Here is a 20,016-nt window from a genome sequence, read left to right as displayed (position 1 = left end):
AAATTAAGTAATTTAACTTTGTCCAGTTTTGATTTTCCATTGTGAGGGCTAAACGTTTTTAAGATTCTGCCTCCCTAAAATTAAATCATTTTCTTATTTTTTTTCTTACAGTAAATTTTATTTTTCTTACTAAATTAACATGTGCGGTAAAATGCTGCTTGTCTTTTTTTAACAGTACCAGATGCTGCGGCTGCGGTCTTAATTGCTATATTTGATAGGAGAATTACAACTACCCTAACATACAGATCTTTCACAATGGAAAAAGCAATACAATTAAAGGTGAGAAAAGATTTGGACCCGCACCAGCAGCTCACTGTGATCAAGCTCAAAGGGAGCCTGATTTCGAAAGGCTATACCGAGATCATTCATATCCTGGACCAGGACGAGGAGTATCATCTCAATACCTTTGAAACGGATCTGGAGAAGCGCGGTGAAGCCCGGCAGTATATAACGGCCTTTATCGATCAGGAAAACCTTGCCGATGCGATTACCTTAAAGTAATGCTGCTTTGGCAGGCATTGGAATCCAGAGCCCGCCGGCTGTAAAGCCGGCGGGCTTATAGGAATCGCAAAAGCATAAAAAAAGCCGATCATTTATCGGCTTTCAGTTTTGGCAGCTTTTTTCTTTTTTTTCATTCGTTCGCTAATTTGGTAAAGATTCTGGCTTATCAGGCGCAGGATGTGCCCATGATGTTTGGAAGGGCGGTGTTTCTCCCCTGAGCATTGGAGCACCTGCATGCTGCTTAGTGAAACTTCGATAGTCTCTACAGACTGTCCGCCGATTTTAGCAGACAAGATAAGAGAATCTTTTTTAGCATAATATTCATTTGTAAAAATGCAGTGCCCTAAATCATCTCCCTGCCGCATAAAATCCTTAACGTTTTCAATTACGGAAATCGTCAGCTGCTTGTCCTGAAAAAGCAAACCAAAAAACCTCTGTTTATCACTTCGGTATCTTTTCTGTGCTTTTTCGATTTCAAGTCGGAGCTCATGGAGTTTTTTCTTGCGAAGCAAGTCCCTTTTCTTTTTTACTAAATGGTCGTGCGCTTCACTGAGGTTATCGGGGCATACATAGAGCGCACACGAAAGGTCTTTTTTGAAATACCGCAGCAGTTCGAGATAATCCTCCCAAACGGGCACATCTGAAATTTTGTAATGGTTTCGGATGACGGTCTTGACCGCCTGCCAGTTGCGGCGGATGTTCTGCCGTGATGCGCAGAGGTAATACTGCAACAGGTGCAGCTGTTTTGCCTTTAGCAGGGTCTCGGCGATGGGGTCGCTTAGAAGCGATGAAAACAATAAGTTCGGTGCAATGTCATATACCGAAGTCTTGAATCCGTTGCGTTTTAAAATCGGAAGCACTTTCATCTGCGGATAGACCTTGAAAGGATTGATATAGAATCGGGCGTTGCGGATGAAGTCCTTAGGCTTTATTTCAAGCGGGGAATAGAATTTCCATGCATCAAGGCTACTGGAAAACACATTGGTGCTGAGCGCAAGGGTGCGCACTTCCCCTTTGGGGTTTATCCAATGCTGCATGACTTCCTTATGGAAATAGGAGGGCAGGAAGTTCTTTTTCATGTGTTTATGAGATATGACCATGCGCACCACCTGATACCCTGCACATCTCTGCACTACAGCAAAATATTCGCTTTCTTTGAAATGCACCTGATTATAAGGCATCATTTTGAGTCTGCCTGCGCAGGCAGGGCAGGAAGTGAACTTGGCGCAGGTGCTTTGGCAGGAGGGCTTCCAAACGTGGGTGCAGTCCAGGCAGTAGAATCTGCTGCGGGACAACACACCCCATTTGAGAAAAATAGTCTGCTCTGCCCAAGTAAATACCTCTTCTCTGATAGGCGCAAGAGAGGCGCTCAGCGCCGTCAGCTGCTTTTCGATGATGGTTTTGGGTGTCATAGGTCAAAGAGTTTCAGGGCGGTCTGCGCCGCAGGTTTTACGTCTTTTTTTGCGGTTGGAACAGGTTCGGTTTTGACAGGCGCAGCAGGGATTTCGGGCTGCGTAAAAAGGTCGGCGGCGGCAGGGGTCTGCACTATGGCTTTGCAAGCCACAGATGCGGGCAAGCCGATGGAATCATCGGTGTAGTACTTGACTGCCATGTCGAAGATTTCCTGATTGTCAAAGGCGCACAAGCCTGTTTTTTTGACCTCCCCGAAAATGTAATTCAGACAGCTGTCCAAGTTTTTAGAAGCTTTGGCAAGCATAGGCGCAAAGGCGGTATCGCCCTGCGCCAAAGTGCTCAGATAGTTCCCTATGGCATTTTTAAAATTTTCAGAAGCTTTCATAAGAATAGATTTAAGGTTGAAAATTTCTATTCAAAGAGCCTAGAATAGAGCTCATAACAATATTCCTCGAAGCAGAGCCAGCAGACAAAGGTGTAATGCGGGGCTTGAAATCGGTTTTCGATCGGCTCGCCGATAGCTTCTTCCAATTCAGTACGTATATTTTCAAGGTCATCGATATGCTCGATGTAAAATTCTTTGCAGTCGGCGTGGTAGATAAATTCTGAAATCATGCCGCTCACGCATCCTCCCTGCTGCAAATCAAGGAAAAAGGATTTGAGCTTTTCTCTGCGTTTTCCGCTGTAGGAAGTAATGCTTTTTAGGATAATTTCATTAAAGGCATCACTGACACGGAATTCGTTATAATTGGATTTCTGTAAGGCTTTCATAATGTTGTATTTAGGCGTGTATAAAAATTATAAGCGTGAATGGTTTAGAAAGGCAGGTCGTCAGGCTCGTCTGCTGTTTTATCCTGTTTAGCTGCGGCAGCGGCTTTTGTATTATCCGCCTGCGCAAATACGAGTATCTTGATATCCGAGGTATGAAAGGTCAATGACCCGTGAGCTTGGGCGTCATTTCCAATATAGACATTCAGTCCGATGCGTCCGAAGAGTTGGACGAGCGTACCTTTTTTGAGCCAATGCACCAGTCCCGAGCTGAGCCAGTAAGAACAGTCGATATAGGTTACAATCTTTTTGACCTCTGTGCTTCCTTTGGGTTTATAGCTGTCGTTGACCGCTATGGAGAAGTTTACGACCTCACGGTTTTCTTTTACTTTGAAAACGGAGGCATCTTTTACAATTCGTCCTGTGATTTCCATGACAATAAAGTTTTAGTGAATACTCTTTTAAGTTTTCTTTTCCCCTGCTTCCCAAATGAAATTTTTCAAAAGAAAAAACGGGAAAAAAGAAAGCAGAAGAAAAGTGTCCGGATAGCGAGCCGGAGTGCTATAAGTCCCGAAGGGCGGCCAGGGGCCGTTATGCGCATGCAGGTGAGGGCGGGCACTACTTTGGCTGCCCTTTTAACCCGTTTTGAATTGAAAATTAACCTCTCTTTTTTCTGTTTTTGAGATCCGCCTGAGAATAGCTATCTTAGCGGTGAAGAAGGAAAAACAAACAGCAGCAGACCCCTGAAAACAATATGGGACCCGACCAGTATATCAGACTCTCACAGCTCACCGGCCAGATCCAGGAGACGATCCATTCCCGCTTTAAGGGACGGACGTACTGGGTAGTGGCTGATATCACCAACCATTCCTTCAAGGCCGATAAAAAGATCCATTATTTTGAACTGGTGGAGAAATCAGAGAAAGGCAGTGTGATCACTGCTAAAATAATGGGCAAGAGCTGGGGAGCAGGAGCGCTGAAGATCCTTGATTTTGAAAACAGCACCGGACAGCGTTTTACCAACAACCTTCATGTTCTTGTTCAGGTGAGCGTGGATTTCCATCCGCTGTACGGTCTCTCGGTAAACCTTCTGGATATCGACAGCAATTTCATGATCGGCATTCTGGAACAGCAGCGCAATGCTACCCTTGCAAGGCTTGTCAAAGAGAATGATTTCATACACAAAGAAGGCGAGGGATACTCCACGCTGAACAGCCGTCTGAAGCTTCCTGTGATAATTCAGAGGGTTGCGGTGATTTCCTCAAGCAGTTCCGCCGGGAATGAGGATTTCCGCCATACGATGCAGCATAATGATTTTGGCTATGTTTTTCAGATTGATGACTATCATACCGTTGTGCAGGGGGACAATAACGCCAAGCTGTTCCTAAATAAACTCATAGAAGTCTATAATACCGGAATTCCTTATGATGCCGTTGTCATTGCAAGGGGAGGCGGATCGCAGTCTGATTTCCTGATTTTCGACAACTACAATATCGGAAGGGCTGTCGCAAAATTCCCGATCCCTGTGATAACCGGCATCGGACACCAGAAAAATGTCAGCATTACAGACCTGATGGCCCATACCCATACCAAAACCCCCACCAAGGCGGCGGAGTTCATTATAGCGCACAACCGCAGTTTCGAGCAGCACATACTCTCGCTGCAAAGGACCATAGCCATCAAATCCCAGCAGCTTTTCCTAGGGCATTACAGGGAACTCAGCGAGATCAAAAATCTGGTCAGCCATAATGCATGGGAACTGATTGCCGCGAAGAAAGAAGAGCTTATGCTGCAAAAGCAGCATATTTCGCAGGCTAGCCGAAACCTGCTGGCAGAAAAAAAGCAGCATCTGCTGCTGGCTGCGCAGAAAACACTGCAAAGGCCGCAGAGCATCATCCAGCAGGAAAACAGCAATCTTCAGCATTTAAAAGCGAACCTGAAGATCTTTACCAGCCAGTACCTGCGAAGCCGCAGACTCCAATTGGAGCACCACCATAAAACTATAAAGCTGCTCTCCCCGCAGAATGTGCTCAGCAGAGGATATGCCGTGATCCGAAAAAACAATAAAATTGTAAACGGAGCAGGGAGCATAAAGGAAGGCGAAGAGATTGAAATAGTAACAAAAGATGCCGTACTGAAAAGTACGGTCAACGAAAAAATAGAATATGATGGAAAACACACTGACTTATGAGGCTGCAGCCAAAGAGCTGGCCCTGATCGCCAAAGAGATGGAAGACGAAACCATCTCTGTGGATGAACTGGCTGCCAAAGTAAAAAGGGCATCTGAACTGATAGAGTTCTGCCAGGCAAAACTAAAATCGACCGAAACTGAAGTGGCTAAAATCATCAGCGGCATGGAGAACAGCAAGGAGTAAAACAGGATGCTGCACACTAAAGTACAGCTTTGCAGCGTTATAGTTTAAGTTACATTCCGATAACACCGCATGCCTTTTATGAAAAAGTTTCAGGTACTGCCTACTATACGCCGATACAAGACAAAGCCCATTGTTTCAAACAGCAATGGGCTTTTGTATAAAAAATGATTTAAGTACCGATACGGCAATACCGCTCTGATGAGCCGGCTTTTACCATTCTTCCTTTTCACTGTCTGTATTTTTATCATTAAAAATACGGCTATCTTCATTGTCAGCAAAGCCGTTCTGCTGCTCCTGGTCTGCAAAGGGATCCGGCGCATTTTTTAAGTTTTCCTGGATATTCAAAAGTTCGGCAGGGGAAGAACTCTCAGGTTCAGCATCTGATCCGGCAGTTAGGAAACGAAACGAAAAGTCAATGGGTTTCTCTTTTCCCATTTCAAAAAAATGCACCGTGTACTGGTTTTTCTCCCTGTCCACAGCAAGCACTTTCCCTTTGTTCCAGACAGGATGCATTACAAGGTCCCCTTCAATGAACTCGGTATCTTCACTGTTTTTTGAGGCCGCTGCCGATGACTGTGCCGCCTGGAGGATTTCTGCTGACAGTTTTCCTTTACGCACATAAAATTCTTCCTTGATTTCAAAGAGGAACCTTGACGGGTATTTGTTGAGCCCTGTGGTGAAATTAAAGCCTTCCGAATCGGTCATGTAAAACCTTTTCTCGGCTCTTGTAACGGCAACGTACATCAGTCTTCTTTCCTCTTCAATAGCACGTTTTCGTCTTTCCTTTATGGAAAGGGCGCTTGGCAGGACCCCTTCGGTAAAACCGCATAGGAACACATAGGGAAATTCAAGCCCTTTGGAGATGTGGATGGTCATCAGGCGTACCTTATCCTGATTTTCCGTGTCTTTGTCCAGATCGGTATAGAGTGCAATTTCCTGCAGGTATTCGACAATATTTACAGGGCCGTTGTTTTCTTTTTCCAGCAGCAGCATGGAGCTTACCAGCTCTTTTATATTTTCCAGCCTGTCCTCATCGCCGTCTTTTCGGTAGAGTTCGGATAGTCCGCTTTTATCGAGTATGATCTTGACCAGATCAGAAATGGAATTTGTCTGGGCATCTGTTTTCAGCTCTTCAACCAGAGCCAGGAAATCCGCAGCTCCTTTTTTATTGAGCTCTTTATCCTCAATATTATTTTGCAGCGCCTGAAGCAGGGACAGGTTCTGTTCGCCTGCCAGAAGGCTGAGCCTTTCGAGGAACTTTTTCCCCAGCCCGCGGGAAGGGTGGTTGTGAATGCGCAGAAAAGAGAAATTATCGCCCTGGACGATAAGCCTTAAAAAGGAAAGCACATCTTTGATTTCCTTTCTTTCAAAGAAACGCACGCCACCAAATATGGCGTAGGGAATATTTTCTTTGATCAGTGCCTGCTCGATATTTCTGGAGAGATGGTTGGAACGGTATAAAATGGTAATATCAGAGTAAGCGGCATTTTCCGTTTTAAGGATTTCCTTGATTTCGGAAGCCACCCAGAAGGTTTCCTCAAAGTCATTTTTTCCATGGAAATGCACCACTTCAACTCCTTCGGGATTATCCGTGACCATATCCTTGTCCACCCTTACCTTGTTGTTTTTGATAATATGGTTGCCTACTTTGAGGATGTTTGGCGTAGAGCGGTAGTTCTGGTTCATGATAATGGTTTTCGTGTCAGGAAACATCCTGTCGAATTCCACCAGGTATTCGGGTTTCGCACCGCGCCACTCATAGATCGTCTGGTCGGGATCCCCTACCAGAAACAGGTTCTGGTGCACACGCGAGAGCATTTCCACCAGATGGAACTGGCTGTCGGAGCTGTCCTGCGCCTCATCGACCTGTATGTAATGCAGCATTTGCTGCCATTTGAAAAGCACATCAGGATTGCTGTCGAGTATGAAAGCCGTAAAATGGATCAGGTCATCAAAATCCAGCGCATAATTGCGCTTCTGCTTGTCGAGGTATTTCTGATACACGCGGCTGGAGAGCGATTCCTTTTCATCGGGCTCAAAGCTTTTATTCTCGAGCATGTACCCCAGATAATCGGAGGTGCTTTTCTGTTTGGAGATAAAGCGGAGCACCTGTTTGAAAGTGAGGTTTTTCGAATTGATGTCCAGTTCGTTGAACACCTCCCTTAAAATGGTTTTCTGGTCTTCGGCATCCAGTATGATAAAATTTTTCGGGTAATGGATTTTATTTATTTCCTCACGCAGAAACCGTACGCAGAAACCGTGATAGGTTGTGATGAAGCTGACATCAAAAAGATCGCCAATGAGCGCCTTGACGCGCCTTTTCATTTCCTGTGCCGCTTTATTGGTAAAGGTCACGCAGAGGATATTGGAGGAATTGATTCCCAGCCTGTCCACAATGTAGGCAAAGCGGGAGGTAAGGGCCTTTGTTTTTCCTGAGCCGGCTCCTGCAATAACGCGCACATAACCTTCTGTGGTTTTCACGGCTTGGAGCTGGCTGGGATTAAGGTTTTCTAGAATCGGATCGTTCATTTTTAAACGGAATGTTTTTGATCTCTATTTATTTTTAAAGCAGAGGGGCAGATCAAAGAGTCTGCAGCACAAATTTATGGAATTAACTCAAAAGAAGGGTAAGAAGCAATTGTTATATTCAGGATGATTACCTATCGGTTAATTAGAAAGCATTTATCTTAAAATAAAATCCTGAAGAGCATCATTTGACTGCTTAATCAAAAAAATGCCCTTCAGGATTCTTTTACCTATTTTCGTTTTTACTTTTTATAAAGCAGTTATTACTATGAATGATAATTAAGTTTTTTGAAACTTAAAGCTGTGATAGTTTTGAAGGGTCTGTTGCCTCTTCAATGCTTTTTCCCTGCGGATTTTGATGCTTACCATTCCCTTTTTCATCATGCCAGGGACCGTCTTTCAAGCGAACGGTTTCTGAGGCGCTTTCTCTAGAAGGAGAATTATCATTCAAGTGCTCAGCTACTTCTTCCACAGTAGTGCCTGCTGCCCTTACGGCATCTTTTAATATCTCCTCAGGGACATTTAACTTTTCAGCCCACTGCTGGATTTCAGCCTGCTGTGAAATATCAATATGAGCGTTCTGCTCTTGTCCGTTATTATGTAGATTTTCCATGATTTTTAAATTTAATAGTGAATTCCAAAGTTAACATGACAGAAAAATAAAGCTGTTATATTTTAATCCCCTATTATTATAGGATTGCTATGGTTTTCAGTCGGTTAGAAAGGAGTCGTTATTTTATATTTCCCTGACCTGACGAAAGGTAAGGTTGATTCTGGGCAGTACGGGACGGGCCGTCTTAGGCACCTGGTGCTCCCAGTAGGTATTGGTGCTGCCTGCCATGAGAAGAAAGGTTCCGTGGTGCAGCGGAATCTCGATTGGCGCCATATTTTTGAGTACTTTATGACGCAGGCGGAACAGACGCGTTTCTCCGAAAGTCACAGAAGCGATGTTCATATTCTTATTGCTCGATGAGGTCTTGTCGCTGTGCCATCCCACACCATCGGTGCCATCTCTGTACAAATTGAGCAGTACGCCGTTAAAGTTTATGCGGGTTTCCTTTTCCACGCGCTCCCTGATCTGGAGCAGTTCCAAAGGCCAATCCGGATTTGATTTACGTTCAGGCCTGCTGCTGTCCCCGTACCACGAGATCATGCGGGGAGCTGTAACCACTTTGTCATACATGGGCATTTCATATTCCCTCCACGGTGTGCCGTGGTATAAAACATTGTAATAATGATCGGATTCGGTTTTGCTGAAGAAATTATCAATCAGCAGCAGGTCGGCATCAGGGACGTCAAATATTCTCCTGCCGCCGTTACCTGATGAAAAAATTTCGGTGTCATCAAAAAGCATCATTTTCTTTATTTTTTTAGTTCATACTCAGTGCAGGCTTAAAGCCTAAAGCCGAAGAAGCCTGTTAATTGCTCATTTTTAGCCTTGGAATATTGATTTCATGTTCCTGCGGATAGGGAGCGCGATGGGTCATGCTCACATCTTCGCGTATTCTCTGCTGCGCCCTGTATTTCCAGTCGTTCTCCTGTTCATAGCGCGGATCTGGTATAAAGGGCATTTTAGCCATCTTGGTAACCGTTATGGTGGGGAAATGGTAATCCACTTCCACACTGCCCAGCAGCAGGTAGCATCCTCCTCCCTGAAAAGGATACATGGCCAGGCTGTCGGTAAAATGCGCCGTATCAAAAAGCTGCCCTTCAGCATCTATCCAGGTGCCGAAATACATAGCGCCCATCTTTGTGGGCACATGCTTGCGGGAGATCAGATAAGCCAGCATTCGGACCTGTTTTTTATGATGGTCCAAAAGGTCTTTTGCCATGACACTGCCCCTGAAAGGAGTCTGAAGCAGATCAAAAGGGGAACAGGAGACCGGAAAGCCCAGCAGTTCAATCTCATCAAAGGCATCTTCAAAAGCAGAACGTTCCAGCTGGGGAAGAACAAATTCCTTTACAGGCTCCTGAAGCAGCATTGGTGCGCGGTTCTCGGGATTGAAGTTTACCAGAATTAGACGGGCAATGACCAGCAGCTGGTTTTTTGTTTTCCCGGTGAACCGGAATGCGCCGATGAAAATCAGAATCTGTATGGCTTCAATTCCAATGGGTATGCGGTTGATAAAATCTTCCAATGATTTGTAAAGCCCGTTTTTTTCCCGTTCCTGCTGGATCAAAACAGCTGTTTTGGATTCAAGGCTCTGCAGGTGCATGAACCCCAGATAGACATCAGAACCATACAAAGTGGTTTCCAACTGGCTTTTGTTCACGCAGGGATTGTGCACTGCCGCCCCTGACATCTTTGCTTCGTGGACATACACTTCGGTGCGGTAGAAACCGCCCTGATTGTTGATTACCGCCACCATAAATTCGATTGGATAATGCACTTTCAGATACAGGCTCTGGTAGCTTTCCACGGCATAGGAGGCTGAGTGTGCCTTGCAGAACGAATAGCCTGCAAAGGACTCGATCTGGCGGTATATTTCCTGGCTGAGCGCCAAGGGGTGCCCCTGGGCCGCGCAGGATGCAAAAAAATTGTCTTTTACTTTCTGCAATGCGGCTTTGGAGCGTCCTTTTCCAGACATGGCACGGCGCAGAATATCCCCGTCGGCTGCAGGAAGCCCGCCGTAATGCAGGGCAATTTTAATGACATCTTCCTGATATACCATAATGCCGTAGGTTTCCCCGAGCTGCTGCTCGAACACTGGATGGAAGTATTCAAACCTGTCGGGATGATTGTGCCTGAAGATATATTCCTTCATCATTCCCGATTGCGCGACCCCCGGGCGTATGATGGAGGAGGCCGCCACAAGGGTTTTATAATTGTCACATTTCAGACGCCGCAGCAGCCCTCTCATGGCAGGGCTCTCGATATAAAAGCAGCCTATGGTTTTTCCCATTGCAAGAAAGCTGTTGCAGCTGGCTTCATCTTTTGAAATCGTGGTGTCACGAATATTGAGCCTTATGCCGCGATTTTTCTCAATCAGTTTTACGCTGTCATCAATATGGCCGATCCCGCGCTGGCTCAGGATATCAAACTTTTCAAGCCCGATATCTTCGGCGGTATGCATGTCAAAAAGCACTATGGGAAAGCCCTTGGGAGGCATTTCCAGTACGGAATAGTTGGTGATGGGCTCTTCGGAAATCAGGATGCCGCAGGAATGCATGCTTCTCTGGTTGGGGTATTTCTCCAGCATCATGCCGTACTGCTGTACTTCACGGACCACTTCATTTGCAGGGTGCAGGGTCATCGGGTTTTTGGCAAGCGCATCGAGTTCTTCTTTTGGAAGCCCGAAAACCTTGCCTACTTCACGGAATATAGAACGATATTTGAATTCTACATTGGTGCCGCAGAATGCCACATGGTCATATCCGTAACGGGAGAAAATGTATTCCAGAATTATGTCACGTTCCTTCCAGCTCCAGTCAATGTCAAAATCGGGAGGACTTTTGCGGTTCAGGTTCAAAAAACGCTCAAAATACAGATCCAGTTCCAAAGGACATATATCGGTAATTCCGAGACAGTAGGCGATGATGCTGTTGGCACCGCTGCCTCGCCCAATATGCAGAAACCCCTGAGAATTGCTGAAACGGATGATATCCCAGGTAATTAAAAAATAGCCGCTGAATTCCAGCTGGTCTATTACCTTAAGCTCGCGGAACATCCTTGATTTTGCCTCTGCATTATGCTGCCCATAACGCCATTCGAGCCCCTGCTGGGCGAGGGTGCTGAGCAGCTGCAAGTCGTCCTTTTTGTTATTGGTGTAGTATTTCTTGTTTTTCGGCGTTTTGAAATCAAATTCAAAATGGCAGTCCGCTATTATTTTTTCCGTATTGGAAATGATCTGCGGGTATCCTTCATAACATTTCAGGATCCTGCCCAGATCCACCATTACTTCTGTCTTCCTGCAGTAATCGGTATTGCCGAGTCGTGAAAGAATTACATTCAGGTCAACGGCCCGCAGTATTTTATGCAGCTTGTATTCCGTTTTGGTGCGGAAGGTAACTGGCTGGAGCACGACCATCTTGTCTATTTGGTTCTTCCAGTCACTGAGAATCAGTACAGGGGTCTGTTCAGGACGAATCCCGATAAACTCATGTTCTTTTAAAACTGCGGGCACATTCTCCAGAGGATAAACCACAAAAACATTTTCAAAGTCCGGAGCGGACAAAGGAAGCGGGGCATTTTCAAAATTATGCCGGGTCAGAAAGCGGTTCATCTCAGCAAGGCCCGCCGCATTTTTTGCCAGCCCGATATAGCGCAGCTGATTCTCTGAGCGGAATTCTATTCCGACAATAGGCTTTATATTCACAGCCCGGCATCCCTTTACAAAGTCATAAATCCCTGTTACGGTATTAATATCAGTGAGTGCCATAGCCCTGACACCCAAGGCGGCTGCCTTGGATATCAGATCTTCGAGCGGTATGGTGCCATAACGCAGGGAGTGGAAGCAGTGGCAGTTGAGATACATGATTTATTTTTTACGTTTTAAGATTTCGTCTTTGGTATTGGGCTTAAAGGAAGCACCGGCGCAGCGCATCACCGCATCAAAACCGTAACGGTTTTTCATCCGGTCCATAGCCTGGTAGAGCGCCAGCATTTCCTGGGTATCGTTAAACAGGTCGATCTGATAGGTTCCCCGCACCAGTCCGCTGAAACGCACCCCAATCAAGCGCAGGCGCATCCGGCGCTGGTAGAGCCTGCCAAAAAGATCCATTGCGGTCTGGGTCAGGATATGATCTGCTGAGGTATACTGCACCCTGCACTGCTTTGTTTCTGTATCAAAGTTGGCATACCGGATCTTGACCGTAACCGTTGAGGTGAGCCACTGCTCGGAGCGCAGCTGATACGAAAGCTTCTCGACCATACCAAGGATAACCCTTCCCAGTTTATCCATGTCGATGGTATCCTGTGAAAAAGTATGCTCGGTGGAAATCGACTTTCTTTCGGTATACGGTTCCACGGGGTTGTTGTCAATGCCATTGGCTTTTTTCCAGAGTTCAATGCCGTTCTGGCCGATCATGCGCTGGAGCGCTTCGGCTGGCATTTCAGAAAGGGTCTTAATGGTACGTATGCCGATTCGGGATAAGAGCTGGAAGGTTTTATCGCCCACCATCGGTATTTTCCGCACTGAGAGCGGGTTTAAAAAAGACTGCACCAGATGCTCCGGGATCTCCAGGTTCTGTTTCTGTTTTCCTTCACCTGTTCCGATCTTCGATACCGTTTTATTGATGGAAAGGGCAAAGGTGAGGGGAAGGCCGGTTTCCTTTGTGATGCGCTGCGCCAGCTCATCGGTCCACTTGTAGCTTCCGTAGAATCTGTCCATTCCGGTGATGTCAAGATAAAATTCATCAATAGAGGCCTTTTCCACCACAGGGGCTTTCTCCTGAATGATTTCGGTAACGTCATGGGAGAGCCTTGAATAGAGTTCCATATCGCCTTTCATAACCTTGGCCTGCGGACATAACCTGAGCGCCATCTGGATGGGCATTGCCGAACGCACCCCGAAACGGCGCGCCTCATAGGAGCAGGAAGCCACAACGCCCCGCTCGCCCCCGCCGATAATCAGCGGAATCCCAGTAAGCTCTGAATTAGTAAGCCTTTCGCAGGAGACGAAAAAGGTGTTCATGTCAATGTGTACAATAGCCCGGTTCATAATCTTTATCATTTATACCTGTCAAAATTAGCACAGATGATAACAATTTTTAAAAATATTATGTTCTAAATAATAACAAAAAATCAAAATACTGATTTTACGGGCGGTCTGGATTATGCTGCAATTAAGCAGAAAGACTTTATTCAGAATTTACGGCAGGTCTTTATTTTGGATTTTTTTAAACCGCCGCCGCCAGCATATTTGGATTTTTCCAAACAGGCATTTCAGCCCACAGGAATCATCTTTTTTTGAAAGTTTTTTCTTTTAGAAAAAAAGAATTATCTTTACAGTTACCACCAAAAAATGTAATTCTATTTTCAATAGTCTAAGACCTAAGTTTTTTTAACCACTGCGGCTTTCAGATCTATTTTTACCTGCCGCACTATAAATTTAAAAGCTATGCCACAAAAGCAGAATTGGGAGAAGATTATTTATCTTGCTGAAGATGACGAAGATGACAGACTGCTGTTTGCTGATGCAGTCGAAGAATTAAACCTGCCCATTTTGGTAGTGCAGACGGCAGACGGCTGCGAACTGCTGGAAACCCTTGAAAAGGCGAAGCATCTTCCTGAAACGATATTTCTGGATATCAATATGCCCCGAAAAAACGGATTTGAATGCCTTAAAGAAATTCGAAACGGCGGCAGCGATTTCAAAAATATAAAGATTATCATGCTGTCCACCAGCAGCAGTGCGATGCATATCCGGACCGCCTATAATCTCGGGGCGGATTATTATGCCGTAAAACCGCCTACCTTTATGGAATTAAAAGATCTTTTAAAAGGGATTTTGGACAGGGACCTTAAGAGCTTAAGAAAAGAGATGGAAAAAAAACTTCCAGCCTGCTAAAGATAAAAATAATGATGAGGGATCTGAATGCTTGCGGATCTTTAATCAGACAAGATCTTACAGGACAGGGCTTTATTATTCAGGGGCAGTTTCTTTTTCAGGGCTCCCTTGACTGGGCATGGTGCGTTTGATGTGCAGGTAAAAATCCTTGAGATGCCACCAGGCCGGGCATCTCTCTACAGGACCGTTGAAATTGCGTATGCCGATGTAGCAGCTCTTCAAAAAAAGCTGCGTATCTGTAATCTTTGCCCAGGGCTTCCATTCCACCTCAAGGGGAGGAGGAAACGCTTCAAAATGTCTTTTTATATCTTCGTAATTCATGCTGCAAAAATAATCCAAAACCATATATCAGACAAGGCCGGCATTGCTTTTACAGCCCGCCGGGCTTCTGTTTTCGATCAGGTTTTTCACTATTCTGGAGCCCAGCTGTTTGCCCGTATTTGACCTGTACTTTTTTGCCAGAATGATTTGGTTTTATATCGTTAAGGCCAAAGCGTGCTGCTTTTTTTTTTATAAAAAGGACGTATAAATACCATTTGTACGCCGCCAGATCCGGAGAATGATTAAATCAAATTGTCAAAAGAATGGGTTTAAGCCTTAAAAAGCTGTAATTCTAAAAGGATATACTGTAAGTGATCTGCCTTAGGTTTTGGTAAATTTGCTATATACTGGTAAAGGTAAACAGCAATTTAATCAGTCAGAAAAAAAACAGGGGACCGGCGGGGTTCGTCTGAAGGTTCTGTACAATGATTTAGTTAGTTACCGCATACCATTTCAGGCACCCGCCGGCTGCCAGAAAGCTCCTTGAATTTTGAGGGGCTTTTTTTGTCGGCGGACGTGCGCTGTAAACTTTATGCGCATCAGAGAAAATCAGAAAACTGCAATTCTTTCATTTTTTTTATTTTAGTATTGTATTTATTTCAATTGCAATTATTGGATTATCAGTGATTTAGTACTGTGTATTTTGTAAGAGCTGTATTTTAATTTTATAACGCAGCGGGGAAAAGCTGTGTTAAATTTGAAGTTTATACGAATAAAATTTAATTATTATGAAAACAGCATACTCATCCACTGTTCCTAAGGAATTAAGCAGCGGCCTGATCATTTTTGCAGGAGTTGCGCTTTTCTTTTTACTCATGGAGTTTTTGAATCTCTCCCATGTATTTTATCTGCGTTTATTGAATGTGTTTTTTATATTTTACGGCGTAAACAGGATTTTAAACATTAACCTTGCCCAAGGACAGAATAATTTTCTTTTTAATGCGGTATCAGCCATGATTACTTCGTTTATAGGCGTAGTGCTTAGTCTTGCTGCACTTATGATCTACAGTTATGCCCGGGGAGGCGACCATTACGTTGAATCCTTGTCCCAGACCTTTATGTTCGGAGCGGAACCTTCGGTTCCCATCTATATCCTTTGCCTTTTATTTGAAGGAAGCGCTTCGTGTATTGTGGTGACACTTGTTCTGATGCTCTGCAGAAACAGCAAGTTTAGAGCCGATTAAATATTTTGTTTTCAATTTTCGGCCTTTCATTGAAACAAGGATCTTTTTCTGCACATACGGAAGGATTTAATTTATTGATTTTTAATTATGTAAGCATTCTGTCAAAAAAAAATAGGGCTTTCTTTCCCAGCTGGCTATTTTATAAAACAGGAATGCAGGATGTTCCAATTATGAAAAACCTGATTTTAAAGCTGTAAGCTTTTTAAATCATGGTGCAGTATTTTTACGTTTTCTTTAAAATTATAAAATCACAGCGTAATGAAACTATTTAAAAGCAATAAAAAGCACATCATCGACCGTGCACAGCAATCACAGAAGAGAAAAGGAGCTATAATAAACGCAATGGTCATTTCAATAGTATTCTTTATTGCCGTGCTGCTGGTTTCAGTAATAGTGTAACGGCGTCTATTTAAAAAAAACTTGCTAATTTTTAGATTTTACCATAAAGTTTTGTAATAAAACACTGAAATTATGTAAGAATATAAGCAGGTTTTCTTTTAACTTGGGATTTCAAACTAAAAAAATATATTGTTATGAAAATCAATTTTAAATCTGGGTTTGCAGTTCTGCTGGTGCTTGCAGGGCTTTCCATTTCGTGTAAAAAAAATGAGACAGTTCCTGCTGAAACCAATGATACTTATGCAGACAGCTCTGCTGTTGTGGCTGATACCATCAGTACGGTTCCAGCCGATACTGTTGGGACCGATACCTCTAAAACTATGACTCCGCCGCCAGCAAAGTAGGTTCTTAATTAAAATAAATGGTTATTATTAATTCAAAAAGCCTGCAGAAATATAATTTCTGCAGGCTTTTTAATTTTTTCCAGCTTAGCCACTGCCTTGTAAATATTTGTATAAGTTTCGACCTAAGCTTTTTAGCAATTGATTTTCCTGGATTCCTATTTTATGGAAAGGCAATGCGCCACGATTTTGCCACAAAACTTAGACCGGTGAAATATCTTTAAAAACCGATTTAACTTTTTGTGGCAAAATTGAAGGCAACTCCAAATCTGGAAATATTCGAAACCATATTTATTTAAACTTGATTTTGCCAAATTTAAGATTTCAAAAAGATTGTGCCAAGGTGATTGGGGGAAATTATTGAGAACGGATTAAAAAACTGTATCTATATCCATGAAATATATATTTACGGATCTTTATCAAAAGCCAGAATAAATGCGTTTCTATTAAATGATCTGCAGGTGCGGACGGATCTGCATCGTGACGATATCGCATCTTTTTGGCTGCGAGAGACAAAACAAAGTGCTCATTGCAATATCGTAAGCTTCCAGCATCTCCAGTTTCTCAACTTTCTCATGCTGCACTTTCTTCGGATCGGTCTGCATGTCACTTGTCACAGCGCCCGGTTCAATAAGGGAAACCTTGATCCCAAGAGGATTTAGTTCCTTGCGAAGTGAGGTGCTGAATCCGCGAATGGCTGTTTTTGTGGCTACATAAATGGTGCTTTCAGGCGTGCGGCTCTCCGCACTCATTGACCCGATATTGATGATATGTCCTGATTTGTGCTTTTTCATTCGTGCAGCAGCTGCCTGAGCAAAGGCAAGATAACCGGTAATGTTGGTATCGATCGCGTATTTGTAATCTTCATAAGTTTCCCCTGTTAGTCCCGGGGCTGCAACGGCCGCATTATTGATAAGGATGTCTATTCCACCGAGTTTGGTATCTGCTATTGACAGTATTTTGTCAATGTCCTCCTTTTTGGTAACATCTGCGGGAGTACCGTAAAGTTCGCTGTCCGGGAACTGCTTTTTTATATCTGCAACGGCTTTTTCAAAATCTTCCCTATCCCTTCCAAAAATAAGTACGCGCCCGCCAAGAGAAACCAAGACATCGGCAATTGCTTTTCCTATTCCGGTTGTTCCACCCGTTATAACTATTTTTTTATCCTTGATGTTCTGTCCAAAGTAATTTGTTAATTTTTCCATAAGTGTTTTTTTTTTTAAGTTATTATTATCTATTCTGTCCGGCATACTAAATTGAAATGTCACGGTAATACAGTGTCATAGTATGAAATTGGTGCGCAAATCTGGTTTTATCTATGCCATGTTACTATGTACAGATGCACATACTAAAAAAAAACCGTACTTGCGATCATTCTTTCCTGTAGATTTTTAGGTTCATTTTTCACATTCTGGGCCTTTAAACTGCAGGATCAAAAATTACCACTGAATTTTTACGGTGCCCCGGCCTGAAATTTTATACTCGTGTATATTCGCATTTGCTGTAAAAGGTTTTTGTGTTTGCTTATCCTGCAAGACCTCCATTTTAATGCTGCTGTTTTTAATTTTTATAATTTTTAAATTGCAGTTCAATTCTTTATCACCATCTAATTTTATGGTGACTGTATTTCCCCTTTTACTTTGATGAATAATGGGATAATCAACAAAAAGTAGAAACTCATCGCCAATTTTGATGTACTGCCTTGGCACGACACCAAAGGCCATTCCGGCGCCATAGACTTCCTGACCGACCTTGCCGCTTTTCTCCCAGCCGTTGTATAAATCTTCAAGTGGAATCCACAGATCAGCCTGAACTTCTCCGGTTTTAACTTCTTCAGAAATCATATCAAAAGGGAGCATAGCGGGATAGTAATAGGCAATCCTGCCGACAGCATATTTTATAAACTCGGGAATTAGTGTTCTCAGTGCCGGAAGAATCTCAACATCTTCTGCCTGAACCATATATTCTGACAATGCTGCATAGACTTCCATCTCCTCATATGCGGCGGTATAAGGGGCATCATTCAAGGGAAAAATGGAGAAGAAATTGGTATAATTTTTACCAAATCCGTATCTGCAGTCATAAAGCTGAATATTTTTAAATAATCCCGTCAGGCATCTGTAACTTAAATCGAGGTAAAGTTTTTTATTGGTAATTTTGTATAATTCCAATAAAGCCCCGGCTGCAAAAGCAGTGTTATTGGCTTGATACAGAATGTTTAATCCGAGTCCTTCCAGTTTTTTTGCCGCTTTTTCTGCTTCGTTTAAGTATCGTTTTTCTTTAGTTATCTTAAAAAGCAGCAGCATCAAATGCGCGTATGCCCCTGGAACATCCCTTTCTCCTCCAGCGCCCGGTGCCGTTTCTTTTTTGATGACCTCAAGGGTTTCCATATTATAAAATACAGGCCACTCATAATTGAAATGGTGTGCCGTTCTTATAACATATTCTATCGAGTCAAGCACAAGTTTTTCTGAAGTTTTATCACCCCATAAGGCAAGTCTGGCCAGATTCATCAATGGATGATGCAGATACCAGGAATCCATCACCATTTCTTTTTTCTGCTCTTCGGACTGATCCAGTTTGTCAACCATCGAGGGAAGCCAGCGGTTTATGCAGTTTATTTTTTCATCATAAAATTCAGGTAATCCTTTAATTAAATCTTCGCAGATAGGCTCTTTTTCGCCGCCCCATTTTTCATATTCTTTAAAAGGAGCCAATACGGCAAGCTGGACCATACTTTCGGGCGGCGTTTCATAGTCGCATAAGTAGGCATTTAAATAGGGGTGTCCTAGCTTTTGTGTCCAGGAACCCTTATTAGTCGTTAAATCTGAAACCACTTTCTGAGCGATTTCCGGCCAGTTGTGATATTCGATCCGCGGCTGTTCAAGCAGTTTATATACCGTGACCAGATTATTTAAAAAATGCTCGCAGATTGTTGTTGTCTGATCAAATATCTCAGTATGAAAAACGACATAGGCATTCGAGATAGTGAAGGCTTTTCCCGCCGGAAGAGGCAGTTTATCAGTGGTCGGTAGTTGAAACCCGATTTCGGGCCAGCTTCCGCCTACTGTATTTTTGGATTCCGTTTCCGTAGCTTCACAATACTCGGATAGTGATGTAAGGTTTTGAAAATAAAAAAACGAACCTGTCTGCGGTTTTGTAATGCTCGCAAAAAGAAGTCCGGAGCGGGATCCTAACTGTTCCATGTGAATTGTTCCGGCAGTATTAGCAATATTCCCGCTTTGCGTCAGCGGAATTATGTCCCTCGGCCAAAATGGCATCAAGAGAGGAATATTAGCATTGAAGGATGTGGTGTAATGCAAAACTGGTGCTTCAGCAGAGGGAAATTCAATACGGACCTCATAATTGCCAAGTCTGGAATTGAGTACTACGATTACAATATCCTGGTCTTCAAAAAGATTGGTAACTTCAAAACAGCTGTTCATGGCAAATGCGGCACGAAAGGCTATTTTCCCAGTACCGGGCATTATAGCAACAATCCAAAGCGAATCGCCCGTATTATAAAATTGATACGTGGAAGAATGAATTTTTTTCTCCAAAAGTATTTCACTATTTTCAATATCTGCCTGGGCAGTTGCGCTCCATGGTGTAACTGTATGCATATTGATCATTTTTAGTTTATAAAAAGTGATATCCAGTGAATAGGGAATGAGAGATT

General features: G+C 43.5%; 19 protein-coding genes. 7 read left to right on the top strand and 12 right to left on the bottom strand.

Annotation, left to right across the window (positions count from 1 at the left end; genetic code table 11):
- Positions 1-255 precede the first annotated feature (255 nt).
- Complete coding sequence (locus tag P0R33_RS03445) at positions 256-501, top strand: hypothetical protein (protein WP_149207808.1); 246 nt, start codon at positions 256-258, stop codon at positions 499-501.
- A 92-nt stretch (positions 502-593) separates the two neighbouring features.
- Here P0R33_RS03445 and P0R33_RS03440 read toward each other — a convergent pair whose 3' ends face one another.
- The 4 genes from P0R33_RS03440 to P0R33_RS03425 are packed head-to-tail and all read right to left on the bottom strand — an operon-like array spanning position 594 to position 3,116.
- Positions 594-1,913 (bottom strand): PcfJ domain-containing protein, encoded by a 1,320-nt coding sequence (locus P0R33_RS03440; RefSeq protein ID WP_223704588.1) that lies wholly within the window; start codon positions 1,911-1,913, stop codon positions 594-596.
- Positions 1,910-2,299, bottom strand: coding sequence for a Cas9 inhibitor AcrIIA9 family protein (locus P0R33_RS03435; protein WP_223704589.1), 390 nt, complete (start codon positions 2,297-2,299; stop codon positions 1,910-1,912). Before P0R33_RS03435 ends, P0R33_RS03440 begins: the two co-directional genes overlap by 4 nt.
- A 26-nt stretch (positions 2,300-2,325) precedes the next feature.
- Entirely contained in the window at positions 2,326-2,685 is a 360-nt protein-coding gene (locus tag P0R33_RS03430) for a hypothetical protein (protein WP_276174215.1), read from the bottom strand.
- A gap of 44 nt (positions 2,686-2,729) precedes the next feature.
- Positions 2,730-3,116 (bottom strand): single-stranded DNA-binding protein, encoded by a 387-nt coding sequence (locus P0R33_RS03425; RefSeq protein ID WP_276174214.1) that lies wholly within the window; start codon positions 3,114-3,116, stop codon positions 2,730-2,732.
- A 320-nt stretch (positions 3,117-3,436) separates the two neighbouring features.
- On the opposite strand from P0R33_RS03425, the gene xseA reads away from it, so the two are divergent.
- Together xseA and xseB are read left to right on the top strand one after the other, a co-directional pair.
- Positions 3,437-4,873: an exodeoxyribonuclease VII large subunit gene (gene xseA / locus P0R33_RS03420; protein ID WP_219071287.1), complete on the top strand. Its 1,437-nt coding sequence runs from the start codon at positions 3,437-3,439 to the stop codon at positions 4,871-4,873.
- On the top strand, positions 4,851-5,057 hold the full coding sequence (gene xseB / locus P0R33_RS03415) for an exodeoxyribonuclease VII small subunit (RefSeq protein ID WP_163397854.1): 207 nt from the start codon (positions 4,851-4,853) through the stop codon (positions 5,055-5,057). The genes xseA and xseB overlap by 23 nt, the downstream gene beginning before the upstream one ends.
- A gap of 210 nt (positions 5,058-5,267) precedes the next feature.
- On the opposite strand, the gene P0R33_RS03410 is transcribed toward xseB, so the two are convergent.
- The 5 genes from P0R33_RS03410 to dinB form a co-directional block, all read right to left on the bottom strand.
- Positions 5,268-7,586: a UvrD-helicase domain-containing protein gene (locus P0R33_RS03410; RefSeq protein ID WP_276174213.1), complete on the bottom strand. Its 2,319-nt coding sequence runs from the start codon at positions 7,584-7,586 to the stop codon at positions 5,268-5,270.
- A 292-nt stretch (positions 7,587-7,878) separates the two neighbouring features.
- Positions 7,879-8,196: a DUF3606 domain-containing protein gene (locus P0R33_RS03405; protein WP_179005258.1), complete on the bottom strand. Its 318-nt coding sequence runs from the start codon at positions 8,194-8,196 to the stop codon at positions 7,879-7,881.
- A gap of 123 nt (positions 8,197-8,319) precedes the next feature.
- Positions 8,320-8,940: an alpha-ketoglutarate-dependent dioxygenase AlkB gene (locus P0R33_RS03400; protein ID WP_179005260.1), complete on the bottom strand. Its 621-nt coding sequence runs from the start codon at positions 8,938-8,940 to the stop codon at positions 8,320-8,322.
- Between the two features lie 61 nt (positions 8,941-9,001).
- On the bottom strand, positions 9,002-12,058 hold the full coding sequence (dnaE, locus tag P0R33_RS03395) for a DNA polymerase III subunit alpha (protein ID WP_219071284.1): 3,057 nt from the start codon (positions 12,056-12,058) through the stop codon (positions 9,002-9,004).
- Between the two features lie 3 nt (positions 12,059-12,061).
- Positions 12,062-13,243, bottom strand: a complete 1,182-nt coding sequence (gene dinB, locus P0R33_RS03390) for a DNA polymerase IV (RefSeq protein ID WP_219071283.1) — start codon at positions 13,241-13,243, stop codon at positions 12,062-12,064.
- A gap of 399 nt (positions 13,244-13,642) precedes the next feature.
- On the opposite strand from dinB, the gene P0R33_RS03385 reads away from it, so the two are divergent.
- The gene (locus tag P0R33_RS03385) at positions 13,643-14,092 is read left to right on the top strand and encodes a response regulator (RefSeq protein ID WP_149207797.1); all 450 of its coding nucleotides are present in this window, start codon (positions 13,643-13,645) and stop codon (positions 14,090-14,092) included.
- Positions 14,093-14,167: 75 nt separating this feature from the next.
- Here the strand turns inward: P0R33_RS03385 and P0R33_RS03380 are convergent, their stop codons facing one another.
- Positions 14,168-14,413, bottom strand: coding sequence for a hypothetical protein (locus P0R33_RS03380; RefSeq protein ID WP_219071282.1), 246 nt, complete (start codon positions 14,411-14,413; stop codon positions 14,168-14,170).
- Between the two features lie 728 nt (positions 14,414-15,141).
- Here P0R33_RS03380 and P0R33_RS03375 point away from each other — a divergent pair.
- The 3 genes from P0R33_RS03375 (at position 15,142) to P0R33_RS03365 (ending at position 16,340) form a co-directional block, all read left to right on the top strand.
- Positions 15,142-15,597: a hypothetical protein gene (locus P0R33_RS03375; RefSeq protein WP_219071281.1), complete on the top strand. Its 456-nt coding sequence runs from the start codon at positions 15,142-15,144 to the stop codon at positions 15,595-15,597.
- A gap of 258 nt (positions 15,598-15,855) precedes the next feature.
- A complete protein-coding gene (locus P0R33_RS03370) occupies positions 15,856-15,996 on the top strand; it encodes a hypothetical protein (protein WP_179005270.1) in 141 nt (46 codons plus the stop codon).
- A gap of 134 nt (positions 15,997-16,130) precedes the next feature.
- Entirely contained in the window at positions 16,131-16,340 is a 210-nt protein-coding gene (locus P0R33_RS03365; protein ID WP_044047735.1) for a hypothetical protein, read from the top strand.
- 443 nt (positions 16,341-16,783) lie between these two features.
- Here the strand turns inward: P0R33_RS03365 and P0R33_RS03360 are convergent, their stop codons facing one another.
- Positions 16,784-17,542 (bottom strand): SDR family oxidoreductase, encoded by a 759-nt coding sequence (locus tag P0R33_RS03360; RefSeq protein WP_219071280.1) that lies wholly within the window; start codon positions 17,540-17,542, stop codon positions 16,784-16,786.
- A gap of 234 nt (positions 17,543-17,776) precedes the next feature.
- Complete coding sequence (locus P0R33_RS03355) at positions 17,777-19,960, bottom strand: hypothetical protein (protein WP_223704598.1); 2,184 nt, start codon at positions 19,958-19,960, stop codon at positions 17,777-17,779.
- Positions 19,961-20,016: the final 56 nt, after the last annotated feature.

The organism is Flavobacterium sp. YJ01 (assembly GCF_029320955.1).
In the GTDB taxonomy this organism is placed as follows: domain Bacteria; phylum Bacteroidota; class Bacteroidia; order Flavobacteriales; family Flavobacteriaceae; genus Flavobacterium.
The sequence above is the reverse complement of the archived record's forward strand: the minus strand, read 5'-3'. Positions and strand labels throughout refer to the sequence as shown.

What these genes read in the sequence shown, in the direction of transcription:
- P0R33_RS03435 (WP_223704589.1), bottom strand. Translation starts at nt 2,299, where the DNA reads ATGAAAGCTTCTGAAAATTTTAAAAATGCCATAGGGAACTATCTGAGC.
- P0R33_RS03425 (WP_276174214.1), bottom strand. Translation starts at nt 3,116, where the DNA reads ATGGAAATCACAGGACGAATTGTAAAAGATGCCTCCGTTTTCAAAGTA.
- P0R33_RS03360 (WP_219071280.1), bottom strand. Translation starts at nt 17,542, where the DNA reads ATGGAAAAATTAACAAATTACTTTGGACAGAACATCAAGGATAAAAAA.
- P0R33_RS03430 (WP_276174215.1), bottom strand. Translation starts at nt 2,685, where the DNA reads ATGAAAGCCTTACAGAAATCCAATTATAACGAATTCCGTGTCAGTGAT.
- P0R33_RS03440 (WP_223704588.1), bottom strand. Translation starts at nt 1,913, where the DNA reads ATGACACCCAAAACCATCATCGAAAAGCAGCTGACGGCGCTGAGCGCC.
- P0R33_RS03405 (WP_179005258.1), bottom strand. Translation starts at nt 8,196, where the DNA reads ATGGAAAATCTACATAATAACGGACAAGAGCAGAACGCTCATATTGAT.
- P0R33_RS03375 (WP_219071281.1), top strand. Translation starts at nt 15,142, where the DNA reads ATGAAAACAGCATACTCATCCACTGTTCCTAAGGAATTAAGCAGCGGC.
- P0R33_RS03400 (WP_179005260.1), bottom strand. Translation starts at nt 8,940, where the DNA reads ATGATGCTTTTTGATGACACCGAAATTTTTTCATCAGGTAACGGCGGC.
- P0R33_RS03355 (WP_223704598.1), bottom strand. Translation starts at nt 19,960, where the DNA reads ATGCATACAGTTACACCATGGAGCGCAACTGCCCAGGCAGATATTGAA.
- dnaE (WP_219071284.1), bottom strand. Translation starts at nt 12,058, where the DNA reads ATGTATCTCAACTGCCACTGCTTCCACTCCCTGCGTTATGGCACCATA.
- P0R33_RS03410 (WP_276174213.1), bottom strand. Translation starts at nt 7,586, where the DNA reads ATGAACGATCCGATTCTAGAAAACCTTAATCCCAGCCAGCTCCAAGCC.
- dinB (WP_219071283.1), bottom strand. Translation starts at nt 13,243, where the DNA reads ATGAACCGGGCTATTGTACACATTGACATGAACACCTTTTTCGTCTCC.
- xseB (WP_163397854.1), top strand. Translation starts at nt 4,851, where the DNA reads ATGGAAAACACACTGACTTATGAGGCTGCAGCCAAAGAGCTGGCCCTG.
- P0R33_RS03380 (WP_219071282.1), bottom strand. Translation starts at nt 14,413, where the DNA reads ATGAATTACGAAGATATAAAAAGACATTTTGAAGCGTTTCCTCCTCCC.
- P0R33_RS03385 (WP_149207797.1), top strand. Translation starts at nt 13,643, where the DNA reads ATGCCACAAAAGCAGAATTGGGAGAAGATTATTTATCTTGCTGAAGAT.
- P0R33_RS03445 (WP_149207808.1), top strand. Translation starts at nt 256, where the DNA reads ATGGAAAAAGCAATACAATTAAAGGTGAGAAAAGATTTGGACCCGCAC.
- P0R33_RS03370 (WP_179005270.1), top strand. Translation starts at nt 15,856, where the DNA reads ATGAAACTATTTAAAAGCAATAAAAAGCACATCATCGACCGTGCACAG.
- xseA (WP_219071287.1), top strand. Translation starts at nt 3,437, where the DNA reads ATGGGACCCGACCAGTATATCAGACTCTCACAGCTCACCGGCCAGATC.
- P0R33_RS03365 (WP_044047735.1), top strand. Translation starts at nt 16,131, where the DNA reads ATGAAAATCAATTTTAAATCTGGGTTTGCAGTTCTGCTGGTGCTTGCA.